This window comes from Paenibacillus sp. FSL L8-0638, assembly GCF_038593075.1.
Classification (GTDB): domain Bacteria; phylum Bacillota; class Bacilli; order Paenibacillales; family Paenibacillaceae; genus Paenibacillus; species Paenibacillus polymyxa_D.
This window is the reverse complement of the sequence record NZ_CP151960.1, coordinates 1,238,645-1,255,527: the sequence shown is the minus strand read 5'-3', so window position 1 is coordinate 1,255,527 and position 16,883 is coordinate 1,238,645. Positions and strand designations below refer to the sequence as shown.

General features: G+C 46.4%; 16 protein-coding genes and 1 pseudogene. 8 read left to right on the top strand and 9 right to left on the bottom strand.

Annotated features, from left to right (window positions below):
• Window positions 1-16 precede the first annotated feature (16 nt).
• Window positions 17-364 (top strand): helix-turn-helix transcriptional regulator, encoded by a 348-nt coding sequence (locus MKY35_RS05605; protein ID WP_029516129.1) that lies wholly within the window; start codon window positions 17-19, stop codon window positions 362-364.
• Between the two features lie 41 nt (window positions 365-405).
• Here the strand turns inward: MKY35_RS05605 and hcp are convergent, their stop codons facing one another.
• The 4 genes from hcp to MKY35_RS05585 form a co-directional block, all read right to left on the bottom strand.
• Window positions 406-1,698 (bottom strand): hydroxylamine reductase, encoded by a 1,293-nt coding sequence (gene hcp, locus MKY35_RS05600; RefSeq protein WP_342445836.1) that lies wholly within the window; start codon window positions 1,696-1,698, stop codon window positions 406-408.
• Window positions 1,699-1,842: 144 nt separating this feature from the next.
• Window positions 1,843-3,144, bottom strand: a complete 1,302-nt coding sequence (locus MKY35_RS05595; protein ID WP_342445835.1) for a response regulator — start codon at window positions 3,142-3,144, stop codon at window positions 1,843-1,845.
• Window positions 3,095-5,095, bottom strand: a complete 2,001-nt coding sequence (locus MKY35_RS05590) for a sensor histidine kinase (protein WP_342445834.1) — start codon at window positions 5,093-5,095, stop codon at window positions 3,095-3,097. The genes MKY35_RS05595 and MKY35_RS05590 overlap by 50 nt, the downstream gene beginning before the upstream one ends.
• 34 nt (window positions 5,096-5,129) lie before the next feature.
• Window positions 5,130-6,137, bottom strand: coding sequence for a substrate-binding domain-containing protein (locus MKY35_RS05585; protein WP_342445833.1), 1,008 nt, complete (start codon window positions 6,135-6,137; stop codon window positions 5,130-5,132).
• A gap of 218 nt (window positions 6,138-6,355) precedes the next feature.
• On the opposite strand from MKY35_RS05585, the gene MKY35_RS05580 reads away from it, so the two are divergent.
• Window positions 6,356-7,582 carry an acyltransferase gene (locus tag MKY35_RS05580; RefSeq protein ID WP_342445832.1) on the top strand — a complete coding sequence of 409 codons (1,227 nt, stop codon included), beginning with the start codon at window positions 6,356-6,358 and terminating at the stop codon, window positions 7,580-7,582.
• Between the two features lie 266 nt (window positions 7,583-7,848).
• Here MKY35_RS05580 and MKY35_RS05575 read toward each other — a convergent pair.
• Window positions 7,849-8,031, bottom strand: a pseudogene (locus tag MKY35_RS05575) (aspartyl-phosphate phosphatase Spo0E family protein); the annotation flags it as partial.
• Window positions 8,032-8,252: 221 nt separating this feature from the next.
• Window positions 8,253-9,635 carry a helix-turn-helix transcriptional regulator gene (locus MKY35_RS05570; RefSeq protein ID WP_342445831.1) on the bottom strand — a complete coding sequence of 461 codons (1,383 nt, stop codon included), beginning with the start codon at window positions 9,633-9,635 and terminating at the stop codon, window positions 8,253-8,255.
• Between the two features lie 204 nt (window positions 9,636-9,839).
• Between MKY35_RS05570 and MKY35_RS05565 the strand changes: the two genes are divergently transcribed.
• The 3 genes from MKY35_RS05565 (at window position 9,840) to MKY35_RS05555 (ending at window position 11,999) form a co-directional block, all read left to right on the top strand.
• A complete protein-coding gene (locus MKY35_RS05565; protein WP_342445830.1) occupies window positions 9,840-10,289 on the top strand; it encodes an AbrB/MazE/SpoVT family DNA-binding domain-containing protein in 450 nt (149 codons plus the stop codon).
• A gap of 211 nt (window positions 10,290-10,500) precedes the next feature.
• On the top strand, window positions 10,501-10,959 hold the full coding sequence (locus MKY35_RS05560) for a MarR family winged helix-turn-helix transcriptional regulator (RefSeq protein WP_342445829.1): 459 nt from the start codon (window positions 10,501-10,503) through the stop codon (window positions 10,957-10,959).
• A 161-nt stretch (window positions 10,960-11,120) separates the two neighbouring features.
• A complete protein-coding gene (locus tag MKY35_RS05555) occupies window positions 11,121-11,999 on the top strand; it encodes a (Fe-S)-binding protein (RefSeq protein WP_342446611.1) in 879 nt (292 codons plus the stop codon).
• 92 nt (window positions 12,000-12,091) lie between these two features.
• Here MKY35_RS05555 and MKY35_RS05550 read toward each other — a convergent pair whose 3' ends face one another.
• Window positions 12,092-12,562, bottom strand: coding sequence for a hypothetical protein (locus MKY35_RS05550; protein WP_342445828.1), 471 nt, complete (start codon window positions 12,560-12,562; stop codon window positions 12,092-12,094).
• A 192-nt stretch (window positions 12,563-12,754) separates the two neighbouring features.
• Between MKY35_RS05550 and MKY35_RS05545 the strand changes: the two genes are divergently transcribed.
• Both MKY35_RS05545 and MKY35_RS05540 read left to right on the top strand, forming a co-directional pair.
• Entirely contained in the window at window positions 12,755-13,690 is a 936-nt protein-coding gene (locus MKY35_RS05545) for a hypothetical protein (protein ID WP_342446610.1), read from the top strand.
• Window positions 13,691-13,765: 75 nt separating this feature from the next.
• A complete protein-coding gene (locus MKY35_RS05540; protein WP_013309068.1) occupies window positions 13,766-14,002 on the top strand; it encodes an NHLP leader peptide family RiPP precursor in 237 nt (78 codons plus the stop codon).
• A gap of 99 nt (window positions 14,003-14,101) precedes the next feature.
• On the opposite strand, the gene MKY35_RS05535 is transcribed toward MKY35_RS05540, so the two are convergent.
• Window positions 14,102-15,991, bottom strand: coding sequence for an ATP-binding protein (locus MKY35_RS05535; RefSeq protein WP_342445827.1), 1,890 nt, complete (start codon window positions 15,989-15,991; stop codon window positions 14,102-14,104).
• Between the two features lie 132 nt (window positions 15,992-16,123).
• Window positions 16,124-16,411, bottom strand: coding sequence for a hypothetical protein (locus MKY35_RS05530; RefSeq protein ID WP_023987328.1), 288 nt, complete (start codon window positions 16,409-16,411; stop codon window positions 16,124-16,126).
• Window positions 16,412-16,594: 183 nt separating this feature from the next.
• On the opposite strand from MKY35_RS05530, the gene MKY35_RS05525 reads away from it, so the two are divergent.
• The gene (locus tag MKY35_RS05525) at window positions 16,595-16,855 is read left to right on the top strand and encodes a hypothetical protein (protein WP_029516115.1); all 261 of its coding nucleotides are present in this window, start codon (window positions 16,595-16,597) and stop codon (window positions 16,853-16,855) included.
• The last annotated feature ends 28 nt before the right edge of the window (window positions 16,856-16,883 follow it).

Below are 16,883 nucleotides of genomic sequence, written 5' to 3'. Positions count from 1 at the left end.
ATAGAGAGGTGTATTCATGTCAGAACTTTTGGAATTAGTCGGTACACGTATTCGAGATATTCGAAAGTCTAAAGGGCTTTCCCAGGAAGCTTTAGCCGAAAAAGCAGGATTCAATTCGAGTTATATTGGATTTATTGAGCGAGCGGAGAGAAATATATCTTTGAAAAATCTGGAGAAAATAGCGAAGGCATTGAACGTGGGCGTCTATCAGTTGCTTACATATGTGAAGGACAATGATGAGCTTACCGAAGAACATTCAAGTATAAAAACCATTTTAACTCTCCTTAGAACTCGTGAATCCAAAGATACTGAACTGGCATTAAAGATTCTTACGGACATCTTTATAAGAATCGATGAACGATGAAACAAAAAAGGAACTGCGCTTTGCAGTTCCCCACCAATCTCTTACGACAATGCCAACATCGCTTTCATATCTTCCTCTGCGGTCGTAATTAGCTTCAAGCCAAACATCTCCACTAGTACATCCAGCACGCCAGAAGAAATGAACTCAGGCGGCTTCGGCCCAATGCGAATATCCTGGATGCCAAGACTGAACAAGCCCAGCAGAATGGCAACGGCTTTTTGCTCAAACCAGGACAGAACAATGCTGACAGGCAGCTCGTTCACTGTACAGCCGAAAGCATCCGCCAATGCCAGAGCGATTTTCACAGTAGAACCCGAATTGTTGCATTGTCCCAAATCAATATAACGCGGAATGCCGGTATCTCCAACGGTGCCATAATCCACGTCATTAAAGCGGAATTTACCACAGGACGTGGTCAGAATAACTGTATCGTTCGGCAAGGATGTAGCCAGCTCGCGATAATAGTTGCCGCCTTTGCCTGGTGCGTCGCAGCCTGCAATGACGAAGAAACGGCGGATATGTCCGTCTTTAACGGCCTGAATAATCTCAGGAGCCAGCCCGATGACCGTCTCATGATGATATCCCGTTGTAAGCACCTGCTCCGAATCTACATCTGCGGCTGGCAGGGCTAACGCACGCTCGATCAATGGTGAAAAGTCGTCGTCCATGATCTTGGCTACTCCCTCCAGCCCGGCTACTTCATAAGAGAAGAAGCGGTCTGCATACGTGCCTTTAATCGGCATAACACAGTTCGTCGTAGCCAGAATTGCGCCCGGGAACTCTTCGAACAGTCTACGCTGATCGTACCAGGCTTTACCAATATTCCCTTTGAGATGTGCATATTTCTTCAATGCTGGATAACCGTGGGCAGGCAGCATTTCCGAGTGAGTATAGATATTGATGCCCTTGCCCTCTGTCTGCCGCAGCAATTCCTCCAGCGCATATAAATTATGTCCGGTCACGACGATGCATTGGCCTTCGATTTTATTTTGGCTGACCGTAATCGGCTGCGGAATGCCAAAACGATCCGTATGCGCACGATCCAGCACATCCATGATCCGTACAGCCGCATTTCCGACCTTCATCGCCATTTCCAAATGCTCTTGTACATTAAAGTTAGAATTGGTTAAGGTCATATATAACGCTTCATGCGTGATGCGATCTACCTCAGGATCGGTATAGCCCAACTGGCGAGCATGTGTCGCATAGGCAGCAATCCCTTTTAATGCAAAAATCATCGTATCCTGCAAGCTTGCTATCGTCTCATCTTTCCCGCACACCCCAATTACTTTACACCCGCCACTCGGCGTTTGTTCACACTGATAACAAAACATATCGTTTTCCTCCAAATATTGATAGATACTTGTTCGTTATCCCCAGCGTAACAAACCCCTGAATGCGTAGGTGTGATTACACACACATTTTTTAGCATTTATCATCATAGAACAGTGTAGGACAATTCCACATGCCAATCATTCCTACTCCAGCGAATTTTCCTGAATTCCCCCGCCTTTACGGTACTGCACAGGGGACACACCCATGGTCTTTTTAAAAGCGGTGCTAAAATAGTGCTGACTGTCGTAACCCGTACGTTCTGCTATATCATAGATAGACAACGTCGTGGAATCCAGTAGCTGCACTGCTTTACGGATACGGGCACGCGTGACGAGGGTCACGAAGCTGTCGTTGAGCTCCTTTTTCAGCACACGGCTGAGATATACGGCGGATACTTGTAGCCGCGAGGCAAGGGCTTCCAGCGTCAACTCCCGGTCTGCGTAGCCTTCCTGAATAAGCTGCCGAGCACGGCGTACGATGGGAGAAAGCTGCGATTCGCCATACACTCGATCCCGACACACCCGGTACGCATCCATTGCGCCTTCCAGCCCACCCGCGTTGGATTCCACATGCGTATGAACCGCTATATTCAGGTAGCGTCCAATCGCCTGCTCCATGGCAGCGCCAATCGTCTCGGGTGCCTCCTGCCACAGGCATATGCCGATCAGCCCGTTCGCATCGCGGAACAATACATGTGGCAGGTCCTCCAGCAGTTCGCCAATAATATTCTCAGCGGCAAAAAGAAACAACTGGCGGTCATTCTCGCGCATAATCGTCTGCCGGGCCTCTGCCGCTGGCCACCGTACGACACCGATCTGAGCAGGCGGGCGCGATGGAAGCCGTAAAAACGCCAACTGCTCCATGACGTCTATGCCCGTGTGTTGCCCTTCCAGCCATTCCAGGCAAAACCGCTGGCGCAACAACGGAATATTCCGCTCAATCTGCCCGGCAGCTTGTTCTACATAGGCGGCACGCTTACGCTCTTCCTCGAGCCGCTGACCGAGCCGTGACAGCGCAGCGTGAAGCTGCTCAGCATCTACCGGCTTCAAGATATAATCCTCTACGCCAAGTCGGACTGCCTCCTGCGCATAAGCAAATTCATCATGCCCGGAAATGATTAGACAGCGGCACTCCGGACGTACTTCCCGCAGCCGACGAATTAGTTCAATCCCGTCCATGAACGGCATATTCATATCGACCAGCATGATGTCTATGCTAAGCTGACCCACCAGCTCCAGCGCTTCTTCACCATCCTCCGCCTCAGCTGTAACCTCCATGCCGAGTGCCGCCCAGTCTATGCAATCCCGTATCCCCTCTCGGATGATCGGCTCATCATCTGCAATCAATACTTGGTAACGCTGTGCTGTCCCTGTTATCACTTCCGTTATGGCCTGGTCAATCAGACTCACCGTCGTTGAGTTGTCTCTGCCCTTTGATTTCGTCATCCTGACCCTCTCCTTTTTCATGCGGCTTCTTCAGTTGCGCCATATCCAGCAGCAGCGGATGAATGATCGTCACGCAGGTGCCTGCTCCTTCTTTACTATCCAGTACAATTCCATATTCCTCACCAAAAGACAGCCGGATACGCGCTTGTACATTCAGCATGCCGTAGCTTCTACCATTTGTACTAGCCCCACTTTGCTTCTGCTGTCCTTCCATCGCCTCCAGCGGTATTTCCAGCAATTCACGCAGCTCACGCAGCCTTTCTGCCGCCATCCCTGCGCCATCATCACGCACCGTCAGCAGCAGCTTGTCGCCTTCAGCTTTAGCTTCTATCCAAATCGTGCCTGGGCCACGTCTGGCCTTGATGCCGTGATAAATCGCATTTTCCACTACAGGCTGAAGCATTAACTTCAACACGAACAGATCCTTTAGCTCGTCGGGTACATTCAATTCCCAGCGAAGTCGGTCACGATAGCGGGTTTGCTGGATTTGCATATAGCTAGATATATGCTCAATCTCGGAGCGCAGCGGAATAAAGTCATCCCCCTTGCTCAGCCCGAGACGGAACAATCTCGATAGCGCTCCTACCATGTCAGATACGTCGTCTGCTCCATTTCTTCGGGCCATCCAATGAATCGTATCTAGCGTATTGTATAGAAAATGGGGCTTAATATGCTCCTGAAGGCTGCGCAGCTCGGCATCCCGTTTTTGCCGTTCTCTCAGTTCGCTAAGTGACATGAGACGGCGAATTTGCTCCAGCATCCGGTTAAAGCTCCGCCCCAGCATTCCGACTTCATCCCCACGGTCACTCCATTGGCGAACTGTAAGATCCCCTGTCTCTGCCGTCCGCATATAGGACATCAGCCGGAAAATTGGCTGCGCAATGGAACTCGACAATCGCAAGGATGCCGTTAAGCCAAATAGACATACAATGAAAACAAAACAGACGACATAGAACTGAATTTGCCGCACTTCCAGTGTAGATTCGCGTGCCGGGAATACCCCCACTGTTCTCCAGCCCGTGAACTCAGAAGCCCTGAACATGAACAGCAATTCTCTGCCCCCAGCTTCACGGGTAAACATCCCGCTGTCACCTGCCCCGAACCATTGCGGTGGAATGCGCTCAATCAAAGGCATATCCGGCCTGTACACGCTGCGTCCCTTAGCATCTGTCACCATTAAATAGCCACTTTTGCCCAAGGTTACATCTCTGGCGGCCTGCGACACAGCCCGTAGCTTGAGGTCAATCATAATCGCGCCTAGCACGCGTCCGGTTTCCGAATCCGTAACCGAACGAACGACGGAGACAATTTCACTGTCCTTGTACCGGACATGAGTGGTCACATTACGGTGGCTCGGCTGTCCTAGCACAGTGAATATGCCTGCATGCTGCGCCGCCTGTTGGTACCAATCTTCTTCCGTCAGGCTACGCGTGCTTCGAGCATACATTTCGTTGCTGATATAGTCGCCTTTTTCGTTCACGATCAGAATCCCTGCAATTTCAGGATATAACGTAGTATAGCCCTGCAAAAATTGCTTCATTTTATACAGCGTATCCTGCTCCTGTACAGAACTTAATGCCTGCTTGGAGCTGAGAGCCTGATTTTGCACCGAGTTCTGAGTCTGCTCCCCCTGGTTTTCCGGCGTTACTATACCCGCATGACCCGCGTGGCCGTCAGCCAGCGTCTTCCCTTTCCAGAACTCCCCGATATCAGGGTTAAAAGCAATCAGATACGTCATGTTCTGCAAATTTTCCATTTTGGTGTCCAGTGCTTCGTTTACCTTGCCAATCAACTGCATCGTATGGTCTTCCACCTGCCGCTCAATAATCCGTTCCACCGTCCAATTGACCAGCAGACCTAATCCCAGCGAAGGTACAATGCCAAACAACAGGAACAGCAGCATGAGTTGATAGCGTAAGGGCATATTGCGCAAGCGTAACCGCGGCATCATGTGGTGCACTCCTAGCTGGATACGCTTCCAAAATTTATTTCGCATAATAATCATCTACATTCGTCTGGGTGACAACAGAGATTCCAGTGTCTACCCGCACGGGCAGCGGAGTGTTGTCTCCGGTGGAAGAAGGCGCAGGAGTCGTCAAATGATGATGCAGATGGAACAGATATTGAAGCGACCAATAGCCCATATTCCATGTTCCCTGGGCAATTGTTGCCGAGATTGTACCACCACGAATCATATCCAATGTCGCTTTATTCGTATCAAAAGAAATGATTTTCAGCGGGTGGCTGTTTTTTTGACTCAGTACCGCTTCACCTACACCTGTTCCTCCCGTTGCTTCGGTCACAAAAATGCCCGCCAGTTTCGGATAAGCTTTCATCAGCCTTTGCGACTCATCCCGGGAGACCATCGCGTCTGCGCGGCCATCCGCTACTTCCACCACCTTCATGGCAGGATACTGCCGCTGTATGGTATCGCGAAAGCCACGCAAGCGTTCCTCATGATTTTGCTGACCGGGTAGCGTCAAAACAGCGACTTGACCTTCTCGTCCCAACAGCTCTGCCATTTTATCCGCAGCGGTCACGCCCGCCTTATAATTATCCGTGCCCAAAAAAGAATACGCCCGACTCCCCGGCGCTTCGGCATCAAACAGTACCACAGGAATTCCCGCATCCAGCGCCTTATTAATTACCGGAATCAGAGAGTGAGGATCAATCGCTGATATGGCAATCCCTGCGGGCTTACGAGCAATCGCCTGCTCAATAACGGTCGTCTGCTCCTGCGCATCATAACGGGTAGCTCCCCGATACTCTACGGTCACCCCCAAAGCATCTCCTGCATCCTCGAAACCCTTGAGCCCGCTTTTCCAATACTCCAAACCAGACTGGAAGGTAATCATCATATACGTTTCTCCGATGCTGCCTCGTAGCCCCTTATCTTCCCAAGTACCATTCAACGGGCCAGTTTGTTCATACCTGAACACATAGAGAGCAAAGGCCGCAATCAACAGCATATATACCAGCAGCGTTTTTTTCATCCTTCCTCTCCTCTTCCTGTGTGTATCCTTAAGTTATAAATTCACTTTAATTTATTCTGGTTTCACTTAGATTGTAAACGCAATCATATTAAATTGGAACTACTTCACTCTTCTTACTTTCAGGTGGCGTTAATCCTGCACTAATGTTTCTACGTTACAATACCTACAATTGTGCTAGGAAAACCATGTGCGTATCTTGAGGAAAAGGAGTGATAAGGATGAGCAAGCCGCGTATCGCGGAGTGGACAGAACTACGGGGCCTTGCCTACCTCGCTGTCGTGCTTCAGCATTGCATTGGCGAATATATTTATCGCAGCGACATCCAACAGCCAGATTCTGTGATGCTCGCGATGCTGTATCATTTGACACGTTTTGGCACACCGACGTTCGTTTTCCTGTCTGCGGCGCTGCTTTTTTATAATGGTAACAAACCGATTGGCTACCCTCGCTATATTGGCAGGCGGTTTCGAGATATTTATGTTCCTTTCCTCTGCTGGACGGTTATTTATTGGGTATGTACTCAAAACTGGTCAACGGCGCAGTGGGGAAATATTTATTTTTACAAAGGTATGTTCGAGGAAATGATCATCCCCGTCAGCGGATATCATCTATGGTTTGTAGTGATGATCTTTCAGTTTTATATTTTGTTTCCTTTATTTTCAAAAGCAGCCGGGCAGGTTCAAGCGTTTCTACGTCGTTACAGCACAAAAAGACGCAAACAGCTTGTTTTGGCTGTTATGCTGATTGCCGCTGCGGCTTACGCTTTGTTGTTACAATGGTCCTACTATGACATGTCTGCATGGAGCACTGGGTTGCCGTCCTTTTGGCAGACTCTGTTAGATTACCGCACTTATAACTTTGTTATGTATTTTTTCTATTTTATGCTGGGCGCAGTGTGCGCCTATATGACGGACACCTGGCGGGGATTGGCCCGACAGACGTTGCCGTGGAATGTATTTGTCTTTATTGGTTTGTTCATGCTCATGGGTCACACGATGCTGATCCAGTCGGGTGATACGATCAATCTCAATATTTCTACTTATCTGAAACCAAGCACCTTCGTGCTGATTGTCTCGCAGTTGCTTTTGTTGTACGGACTGCTGCTTCATTTGCAAAAAGACCAGCGATCCGAGCCGTTTCGCCGTATGCTGAACTGGATTGGACGCTATTCCTTCGGAGGATATCTGGCCCATGCGCTCGTGCTGTCCTTTATATCCTACTACACCCGCCCGCTTGCACTGGGTGATCATCATTTTACAGCTACGCTCATTACGTTTGTCGTCGTGGCAAGTGTTTCTCTGGGCATCAGCTGGCTCTTTGCCCATCTGCCCGGCGGCAACTGGATTGTTGGCTCCAAAGGCAGACAGCGGTTGAACTGGCATGCGTTTCGTTTCCAGTTCCTTTCCTCTAAGCGCGCTTCCAAAAGCACGCAGGAGCTTGGCTAAACTTGTGCGTCTGTGTTTCAGCATGGGGTTATAAATCCAATGGACTTTGGCAGGGCTCTCTTATGGAGCTCTGCTTTTTTGTTGCCTTAGTATGCTGCCCCCAAAAAATGATTAACATTTTATGACATGAATATGTATTTTATTTTAAAATAAGCCATTATATAGAATAATAATAAACATTACGTGGGAGAAGTCACAGTTTTGCATAAAGAGAAAGGGGAGGATGGACTGAACATAACATCGTCGTTGTTAATGATCTGATCCAAAACATGGTGAGGCTGCTTTCTGGTCTGATACATACGGTTGTACTGATTAATCAGTTCATCCAAAAGCATAGACTGTTCAAGTACACAAGCATGTCCGAAGCCATACTCTGCGTAAAGATCATGCAAGTGTTGTCTGGCGTGTTCCATTTGTTGAATTAACGTTTCCGTTTTATCCCTGTTCATCCTGCATACCTCCTATTGAATCTTATTTTAAGGAGGGATGTCCAACTACTTAAGAACCTTTTTTGAACCAAAAAATTACAAAATAATACAAAAAAAGACCAGCAGTAAGCTGGTCCAGTGGTAAACTTTCGAATTATGCACCGCCGATAATTCCAGTTGTAGAAATTGTTCCATGACCTTGAGGCAAGCCTTGGATTGGTACTGCGAATACCAACAATAAGCTAGTCATTGCCAAAAGCAAAGCCATCTTTTTGATCATTTTTTTCCCACACCTCCTGTGACAATTTTTCGTACTGATCCAGTATTTCAGGATCGGCACAAGCTCTGAAACGATCAAATAAACCTGCGCAAGTATGAGAGAGCTGTGCATTATTTATCTTATCAGATTTTTCCAATGCGTCTATTAAACATTTGAAACCATATGGATATCTACCTTTATTTAGGTTGTACTTAGCTAACTTGTACCAAAACCGCGCAGCTTCCTCAGGCAAGACTTGCTGAGTATACATATCAGCAGACATTGGTTCCTTATAGGTTGCAATTTGAGGCTCAAAGTGTTTCAGGATATGATCTATATCAATATTATACCGATTGGCTGCTTCTACGATATTTAAGAGTTCGGCAAAAATTTCATCTTTGCCTTCCATATACTCTACGTATTCCGGCAAAACAGTAGCATCACCTGCCATCAGCTGATTTACACATGTATTGATTTTTCCCCATCCTTGAAACAAACCGATCCAATGTTGTGTTTCAGGATCACTTTCCTTTACCCAACTTAAATCAGCGTGAGCCTGGATGTATTTAAGACCTTGTACGTAATCTCCCTGAGCATGACAAACGGCTGCGCACAACAGGTCTGCGTAAGCAATATATACAAAAAGCGGCCTGCTTGGTTTCTTTTGTTTGTCACAGTCACGATTCAATTTGTACTGTATTTTTGCTCTACGCCCCATTTCCTGAGCTAACTCATATACAGTGTCCCAATGATTCAATGAACGATGTATGTTCGCCAAATCTTTTAGGGCATCTAATTGCTCTATCTCGTCTAAACGATCCACAAAAGGGGCAAATTCAATGGCAGCTTGAAGATTTATAGCTCTATCTTGTCCAATATTGATTTGGAACAAGCGATACTGGCAGATCGCCAATCGCTCTGAATGCTGCTGCTTCTCACTTTCAGCCACCTTTTTGTAAAGGTAAGCCGCTGCTTCATTGTAACCGTCTTTGTATACATTTTCGGCAACTTCAAAGAGCGATGGCGGATAATTAGGGTTATCCAATAGCAAAATTACAACTCGCTGCAAGCAGTCCAGTCGTCCTAGCTCAATGCATCGGTATAGGAAAGGGCTGATTTTTTTCCAGTTTAGCGGAGATTCTTCAATGCATTCTTCAATATAACGTTCGTAAAAATAATCCGGTGGTAAATTCATTCCCGCAGTAATACTATCCAGTTGATGAACAGAAATAGATCGGTTACCAGTCACAATGCTACTAACTGTACCTACATTCAAATCAATCGTGTGACCAAACTTGGTCATCGTTAAGCCTTTTCGTTTCAGATAAGTTTGAATTTCTGCCTGTATCGTAGGTGTGATTTCCATGGATAAACCACCCTTTCAGCATTTTCATAGAATTTCAATTTCAATTTCAATAAACAATGTAGTTTGGAAACTAATGGTATAATTATTGATTTTCTTTCACGATAATACCATCTTTTGGAACAAACATAAATGCTTTTACTTTATTGATTTTTATATTTTTTTTAGGAGATCATTGGATGTTGGACAATGGAAGGAGAAGATCACTTGAAAAATACAGGTATGACACGTCCCTTGGATACGTTAGGCCGGATTGTTATTCCTAAGGAGATGCGAACCTCTATGGGGATTCAAGCTGGTGAGTCTTTAGAATTTTATTTGGATGTTGAAACAGGATTATTGAGTATGCGGAAGTATATAGGAGTCTGCTGTCATTTATGCTATTCGGTTCGGGATTTAAGCTATTTCAGGGGTTCATTTTTATGTAAAAAATGCATAAACGATCTGAAGGGAAACATAGGTGTGAGTCAAATGCCTGTACCTGTTATTAAGGAACCTGCGTGCAAAGAAAAAAGTGTACATCGGTTGTCTTCACAACATTTGGTTGAGAAGCTAAGAAGAATCATGCGCGAGCATCCAAACGCCAAGCAAGGCGAATATGCTGAACGGCTCGGCGTATCCCAAGGCCGTATTTCCCAGCTTAAAAAGCTATTATAGGTATCGCTCAACTCTTATTCTAGCAAAGCTAAATAACCAGTCGCTGGTTGATTTCGTGCGACTGGTTATTTCAACTTTTCATTAGTAGGAAGGATTACAGGGGATAAATCATGATAGACCGATAGAGCTGGCTGCTGTGACAAATATCGCTTACAAAACCTACCACTTTTGAGATGGTGTAGATACACGAAATAGTACGAATGGAGAACTTATGAAAACGACAGGAAAGAATAAGAAATCTTCGCAGGAGCGATCAGCCTCAGTCTGTACCTGCATCAATCTGCGCCGTTCCTCGATGGCTGTTACAGGACTGTATGACCGATATTTGGCCCCGAGCGGACTCAATATTAGTCAATTCTCGCTGCTTAAGCACTTAACTGCGCTGGGACCGGCAAGTGTAAGCGAATTGGCGCTGGAGATGCGGCTCGACCGGACAACGATTGTGCGTAATTTGAAGGCCTTGGAGCATAGCGGATATGTGGAGGATACATCTGCTGAAGGCAGTCGCAACCGCTGCCTTACTCTGACGGAGAGGGGAAGAACGGTGTACAACGACGCAGCCGAGCTTTGGGAGGAGGCGCAACGTTTTTTGCAGAAGTCATTGGGAAACGAGAATCTGCAGATACTGACCTCACTCTTATCCAAAATTGAAAATTTGGATGGATATTAGACGGCTCCTCATCCAGGAGGGGTTGTGCTCAATTCGTGTATATACACGAAAAAAACGTTTCGCGGTACCAAGGCTGGTCAGTGATATATGTTAGCCCGCCACAAGGCTTCTGAAAGGAAACTTTACTATGAACAATAACCATGGAGAGGGATGTGGATAGGATGGTTGAATCCGTATTGGATATGAGAGAAAACATCGTAGCCGAGATGAAAACCTATGTGAGCGAAGACAAAGGCAATGTTTGTGAAGAACTGCAGAGTCCTTATTACGAGGAGCCGATTATTCAATTTGCCGCCGCCCATGACCCTTTGTTTGAGCAGTACAAAAGAGTGGTGGGGCCCGACCACGCCACGCCGCAGGAAGCATTTGAACGTTCCTTTGGAACGGGGAGTTTTGATGGAGGCACCGTTATCAGCGTTGTTCTGCCGATCAGCGCGACGATCCGTAAGGCTAATCGTGCGCAAAAAGAAAAAGCCTCAAGGGAATGGGCGCTACTGCGGACCTTTGGCGATGAATATTTTATACAGTCTGCAAGGCGGCATTTGGCAGGATACTTAACAAGCCTTGGTTACCGTGCGGTTGCGCCGCTGGATACGGATTGGTACAGCATCCATAGTGCCACAGGGGGGCCGATTTCCAACTGGTCGGAGCGACATATTGCATATGCTGCGGGTCTTGGCACCTTCAGTATCAACGACGGCTTCATCACCGAAAAAGGAATTGCCATCCGTCTGCTGTCCGTGGTGACCGATCTCAAAGTTTCGCCTGATGCCAGAGCATCTTCAGCCACAGGCCATACCGGAAACTGTCTGCTGTGCAGCAAGGGCATCTGCGGTGTGTGCATTACCCGCTGCCCTGTGCAAGCCATCAGCAAGGACGGCGGACATGACAAAATCGCCTGCATGAAATTTGTGTACGGTCAGGCTTCACGAGACTTTGCGGTTCTAAACGGTGGCGAGGCCAAATCGGGTGCTGGCTGCGGACTGTGCCAGACCAAGGTACCCTGCGAGAGCAGGAATCCGATGCGGACCGCCCGGTGAATATGGAAACCTTGAGGACCGCCATTCTCAAGGTTTTTTAGTGCAAAAAGATACATTTAGTTTTCGTTAGTCGAGGTTGAGGGCCTCCCCGGCTAACGCTTCAATTGAGCTTCATTCGAAGCGCCGGACTTACGATCGAATGTAATCGGGCCTTTACGGTTCACAAGCCGTTTCAAGTCCACGGTCATTTCATTCTTCAACTTATCAATGAGCTGGTCCTCTTTGATGCCTTTGCTTTTAGCAACCTCGGCCAACGACTTCCCTTGTCCCAGCTCTTTCTCTAACTGGACAGGAGTGATGCCCAGCAGCTTGGCTACTTTCTCGTTGAGATGGTGATTCAAGCCGCCAGGCCTTTTGCCGTGCCTATGTCTGTGAACATGCCCGTGTTCGTCCTGTGGTTCAGCATTCCATTGGCGGGCTGCCCCTTGGATAGAGTCGTTGGGAGTGAGAGTTTGCAACGAATTACTCGGTTCCGTCCCCGAAGCTCCAGCTGCACCCGCAGTGCCAAACATCATCACTCCTCCATACAGAATAGCAGCGGTCAATTTCCATTGTTTTTTCATGTTGCAGACCCTTCTTTCATCCTTTTTCATCTATATTTTCTCTTTCTGCTTTTTTTATTCATTCCATATGTTTTTTCATAACATTCTCAATGTAAAAATAACAAAATATTGAAAATTGCAATCTGTTGTATAATGGCGGGTAACAACTAGAAATCGCTATAAAAATATTCATAAGAGATGCAGGTGATGGCGATGGAATGGTATTTTGCATACAAAGACGAATTGGAAAAAGTATTTCGTCAAGCGGAGGAACGGACGTCCACGTTTCCAGCTCCCTTTCAGCAAGAGGGTTTGGACTATCTGGCGCGTTTTAATCCGTTGCGAGAAGACAGCACGCGTAATTACATATGCTATTTGCTTCCATTTTGGCTGCAAGAACTCACAGGACTGCCCCCCGAAACATGCCGCAGGCTGTCACTTGGCAACGTGTTCGTCATGGCTCACTATTTAATTCAAGACGATGTGATGGACACAGCAGCAGACAACCGTAAAACGCAACTCGCTTTAAGTCAACTATTCTATACCGAGTGTCTAAGCGTATATCGGGACCTTTTTCCGGCAACCTCTCCTTTTTGGTCATATGCCCGAACGTATGTTGATGAATGGGCCGTTAGTGTGATATCCGAAGGAACAGAGGACTATTTTCAAGGAGAAAAAAATAAGGTCGCGCTGAAAGCAAGTCCATTAAAAATGGCAGGAACAGGTGCTTTGCTGCTCGCAGGCCGTGCCGATCTGATTCAAAACATTACAAATATGACGGACTTGGCGCTACTCGTGCTTCAAATGTCGGATGATTGGGCGGATTGGTCAGAAGATTTGGTCGAACATAGCTATAACTGTCTTTTGTCCCATATCAGTGCCGAGCAAAAGACGGCTTACTGTGAAGGATTGGGACCCAAACAGATCCAGGAAGCGATTTATGTACGCGGTGCGCTTGCCAGCTATGTGAACATTGCCGATCAAACAGTCCAACAGTTAGAGACCCTGGAGCCTTCTATCCACGGCCTACATAGCTTTGCACATTCTATCGCAGCTGAGCTGGGCGAAGTGGCGGCAGAAATTGAAGGCGGACGCTCGCATTTGAGAAGAGGCGGACTTGACTACTGGCTCTCCAAAAATATGAAATAATGCTAGATTTTTCTGAGCCCTTCGTGGTATACTGACTAGGTAAATATAACCAATTGAATGAGAGGGTGATTTTTGATGGCTACTGAAGTTCTTCAAACACAAGTCATTCAAAAAGCTTGGGAGGATGCCAGTTTCAGAGAGAAACTGATGACTGATCCCAAATCTGCAATTCGTGATGTGTTAGGAGTCGTGATCCCCGATCATATCCAAATCAAAACATTAGAAGAAACGCCTGATCAGTTTTTTCTGGTAATTCCTCCAGACCCCTCCGGCGTGCTCGCTGCATCCCAGAAACCTCGCTCAATGTGGTAGAATGGTTGTTAATGCTTATTTAATCTAGGTTCCTTAACCTCATAGGGGTGGGCTCAGCAAGCTTCCCTCCGTTTTCTCCGAACGCAAAAAAGCCGGATATTATCCGGCTACGGGGAAGCGGATGGTCGCTTCTGTTCCCACCCCTTTTGCACTTGTAAAAGTTATTTTTCCGTTCATCGTTTCAATAATCCGAAAAGTCACCATCATTCCTAAACCTGTGCCTTTTGTCTTATTCGAAAAATAAGGCTCACCTAGTCTGGATAAAGTCTGAGCATCCATCCCTTCACCATTATCCCGAATATGAATGACAGCTTCTCCGTTATCCACATAAGCCCATATATGAATATGCCCCTGGTCTCGCAGCGCTTCAATACTGTTTTTGATGATATTGATGAACGCCTGCTTGAACTTGGAGGAATTCCCGCGTACTTTGATTTCCTGGGGAATATCCAGCGAAATTTTTCCACCTTGCAAATTAGCCATTGGACTGATGATTCCTTCAATATGCTTGAATTCGTCCAATATGGTCAACGTTTTGGTTTGGTCAAATTCTGGCTTGGCAAAGGTCAGAAAATCAGTAATAATCGCGGAAGCTCGATCCAGCTCCTCCAGAGCGATATGTAGATAGTCTTTGTTCTTACCATCCTCCTGCTTGCTCATCAACTGAAGAAATCCACGTGTAACTTGAAGGGGATTACGTACCTCATGAGCTACAGATGCAGCCAGATCGCTAATAATCTCCATTTTCTCCGAACGTTGAAGCTCATTATTGAACATTTCCAGTTCTCTGGAATACCGAACCACCTGCTTGTGCTTTTCTGCCAGTCTTCTGCCCAAAATCGCGATCAACGCCAGTACAAAACCGAACACGCCCCATTTCCACAAAAACATATTGTAGTGTCCGTCCAGAATGAAAAACCAGCTCAGCTCCCCGATAGAGATGACTGCAAAAAATGCAAAGCCTGTCGATAAGATGATCGCTTCGTGATCACCCTTAAGTGCCATGCGAACCGAAGCAAATACCAGCAGTATCATTAAGGCGACGAGTAATATACCCAGAATGACTACACTAAAAAAATAATATATGTTGTTCAACCGCTCCTGTGCTCCTAAATTCACAATCATCATGGTAAAGCAGAACAAAGAGTAGGCGGTTAACAACTTTCTGAATTTACGAATCAGTATAATCGAATTGATATTTTGCTCAAAAAAGAAGGCTAATGAGGGCAGCAGAATAAATAGTGCCACATCAAAAAGTTGTAAGTACAGCTTGCCATAGCCGCGATAGAATGTATACAAGAACGGTGAATACGTTACGATCATCAGACCAATAGACAATACAATCGCACTTAGGGACAGCCACATGGCCATACTCGGACGGAACAGAAAAAACGAGCAGATCAGTAGCACCAGGGCGATAAAGATAAACGTACTGCCCAGTACAATATCTAAAACATCCATTCTGACCAAGGTCCCCAACAAATCACGGTAATCACCGGTCATCACATTACCGATGATGCCCAGTCTTTTCTTACTGCTTTCCGTCCATATGTATAATGTTTTACCGCTGTCTTCCGGCTTCAGCGGAATCAGAATACGATTATTCTCATAATTGTACCCACGGTAGGATTCGTAAAAATTGGTCCCATCCTTATACAGCGTAATATGCCTGCCATAAATATTTTCAAAAAGGATCGCTGGCGTTTCATCATTTAGCGAAGGTAACTTAATACGAATCCAGGCGGAGCCTATATTGCCGGGCTGCCTAAGCAGTTGTGTATCATCTTCAATATGCATCCAGATCTTGCTGGGATTCTTTACCTCATCTAAAGAGCCATCCTCGTCTACCTCTCCCCATCTCATATCCCAGGAGGGTATTTTATAATCCCCTTCCGGGGTCATTTTGGCCGCATAGGCGGAGTGACCCAGCGACAACAGCATCACAATGACCGCTAGCAGGGCGGCGACAGCTTTGGGCACATGCCTCATATTAAGCACCTCAAAGTTACATAGTAGGATTTACAAGTTTGTATACGTTTTAACATTTTTTACGTCCTGAAATTATATTATTCTATACGATGATGTGCATACCTTCTTCATAAGAAGGATATCATGTTCTTTTTACTCATTTTTTGTAAAATCTTCATATTGATTAATGATCATTTCCTGTTCGCGCCGCTCTTTCTGCTCTCTAAGCCCCAACCATGGTTCACAATCTTCATCTTCATAGATCGTCCAAATATCGGAAAATAAATAATCGCGTATTTCTACTATTTTTCCGGCCTGTCCGCCATCTGTCCAGTATAAGCCTTCCGGGCGCCTAATGAGGGTGCGGGAAAATCCCGGGGTAGATGCCTTTTGTCCTACGCGGATACGACTAATCATCGGACCAAACATGTACCATTCCAATTCATATCCCTCCCTATCTTCTTTATCATATCACAGCAGTTACCAAAAAAACGCTAATTGAGAATGGGCATATCCCTATTCGCATGATTTTAGCTTCCTACAGACACACTAACTGAAGGTTTAGCCGTTCCGCTGTTTGGGTAAGGTCGGAATAAGCAACAAAAAGTAAAGGAGCTGAGCAACATGGCAAATCGTGACGATCGAACTACTGAGCTACATGACAATGATTTTGAGCCTTCTCTGCAAAATGCAGAAACCAACTGGGAGAATCTGACCGAAGGGCCGGATACTCCTCTGGAGGACGTACCAGATGCCGATGAACTGACACCGAACAGTCCCGTTGATCCTTCTGCTCCTGCCGAATTCCTACATGGTACCGATTTGCTGAATGGTACCGATGGGGATGAAGAAGATCAACTGGAAAGCGACGATATGCTGGATTAACCACTCATTTTAACGAATGGAAGAAAAC

Excerpts from the sequence above, each read along its gene's own strand:
- MKY35_RS05605 (WP_029516129.1), top strand. The coding sequence starts at position 17 with ATGTCAGAACTTTTGGAATTAGTCGGTACACGTATTCGAGATATTCGA.
- hcp (WP_342445836.1), bottom strand. The coding sequence starts at position 1,698 with ATGTTTTGTTATCAGTGTGAACAAACGCCGAGTGGCGGGTGTAAAGTA.
- MKY35_RS05595 (WP_342445835.1), bottom strand. The coding sequence starts at position 3,144 with ATGACGAAATCAAAGGGCAGAGACAACTCAACGACGGTGAGTCTGATT.
- MKY35_RS05590 (WP_342445834.1), bottom strand. The coding sequence starts at position 5,095 with ATGATGCCGCGGTTACGCTTGCGCAATATGCCCTTACGCTATCAACTC.
- MKY35_RS05585 (WP_342445833.1), bottom strand. The coding sequence starts at position 6,137 with ATGAAAAAAACGCTGCTGGTATATATGCTGTTGATTGCGGCCTTTGCT.
- MKY35_RS05580 (WP_342445832.1), top strand. The coding sequence starts at position 6,356 with ATGAGCAAGCCGCGTATCGCGGAGTGGACAGAACTACGGGGCCTTGCC.
- MKY35_RS05570 (WP_342445831.1), bottom strand. The coding sequence starts at position 9,635 with ATGGAAATCACACCTACGATACAGGCAGAAATTCAAACTTATCTGAAA.
- MKY35_RS05560 (WP_342445829.1), top strand. The coding sequence starts at position 10,501 with ATGAAAACGACAGGAAAGAATAAGAAATCTTCGCAGGAGCGATCAGCC.
- MKY35_RS05555 (WP_342446611.1), top strand. The coding sequence starts at position 11,121 with ATGGTTGAATCCGTATTGGATATGAGAGAAAACATCGTAGCCGAGATG.
- MKY35_RS05550 (WP_342445828.1), bottom strand. The coding sequence starts at position 12,562 with ATGAAAAAACAATGGAAATTGACCGCTGCTATTCTGTATGGAGGAGTG.
- MKY35_RS05545 (WP_342446610.1), top strand. The coding sequence starts at position 12,755 with ATGGAATGGTATTTTGCATACAAAGACGAATTGGAAAAAGTATTTCGT.
- MKY35_RS05540 (WP_013309068.1), top strand. The coding sequence starts at position 13,766 with ATGGCTACTGAAGTTCTTCAAACACAAGTCATTCAAAAAGCTTGGGAG.
- MKY35_RS05535 (WP_342445827.1), bottom strand. The coding sequence starts at position 15,991 with ATGAGGCATGTGCCCAAAGCTGTCGCCGCCCTGCTAGCGGTCATTGTG.
- MKY35_RS05525 (WP_029516115.1), top strand. The coding sequence starts at position 16,595 with ATGGCAAATCGTGACGATCGAACTACTGAGCTACATGACAATGATTTT.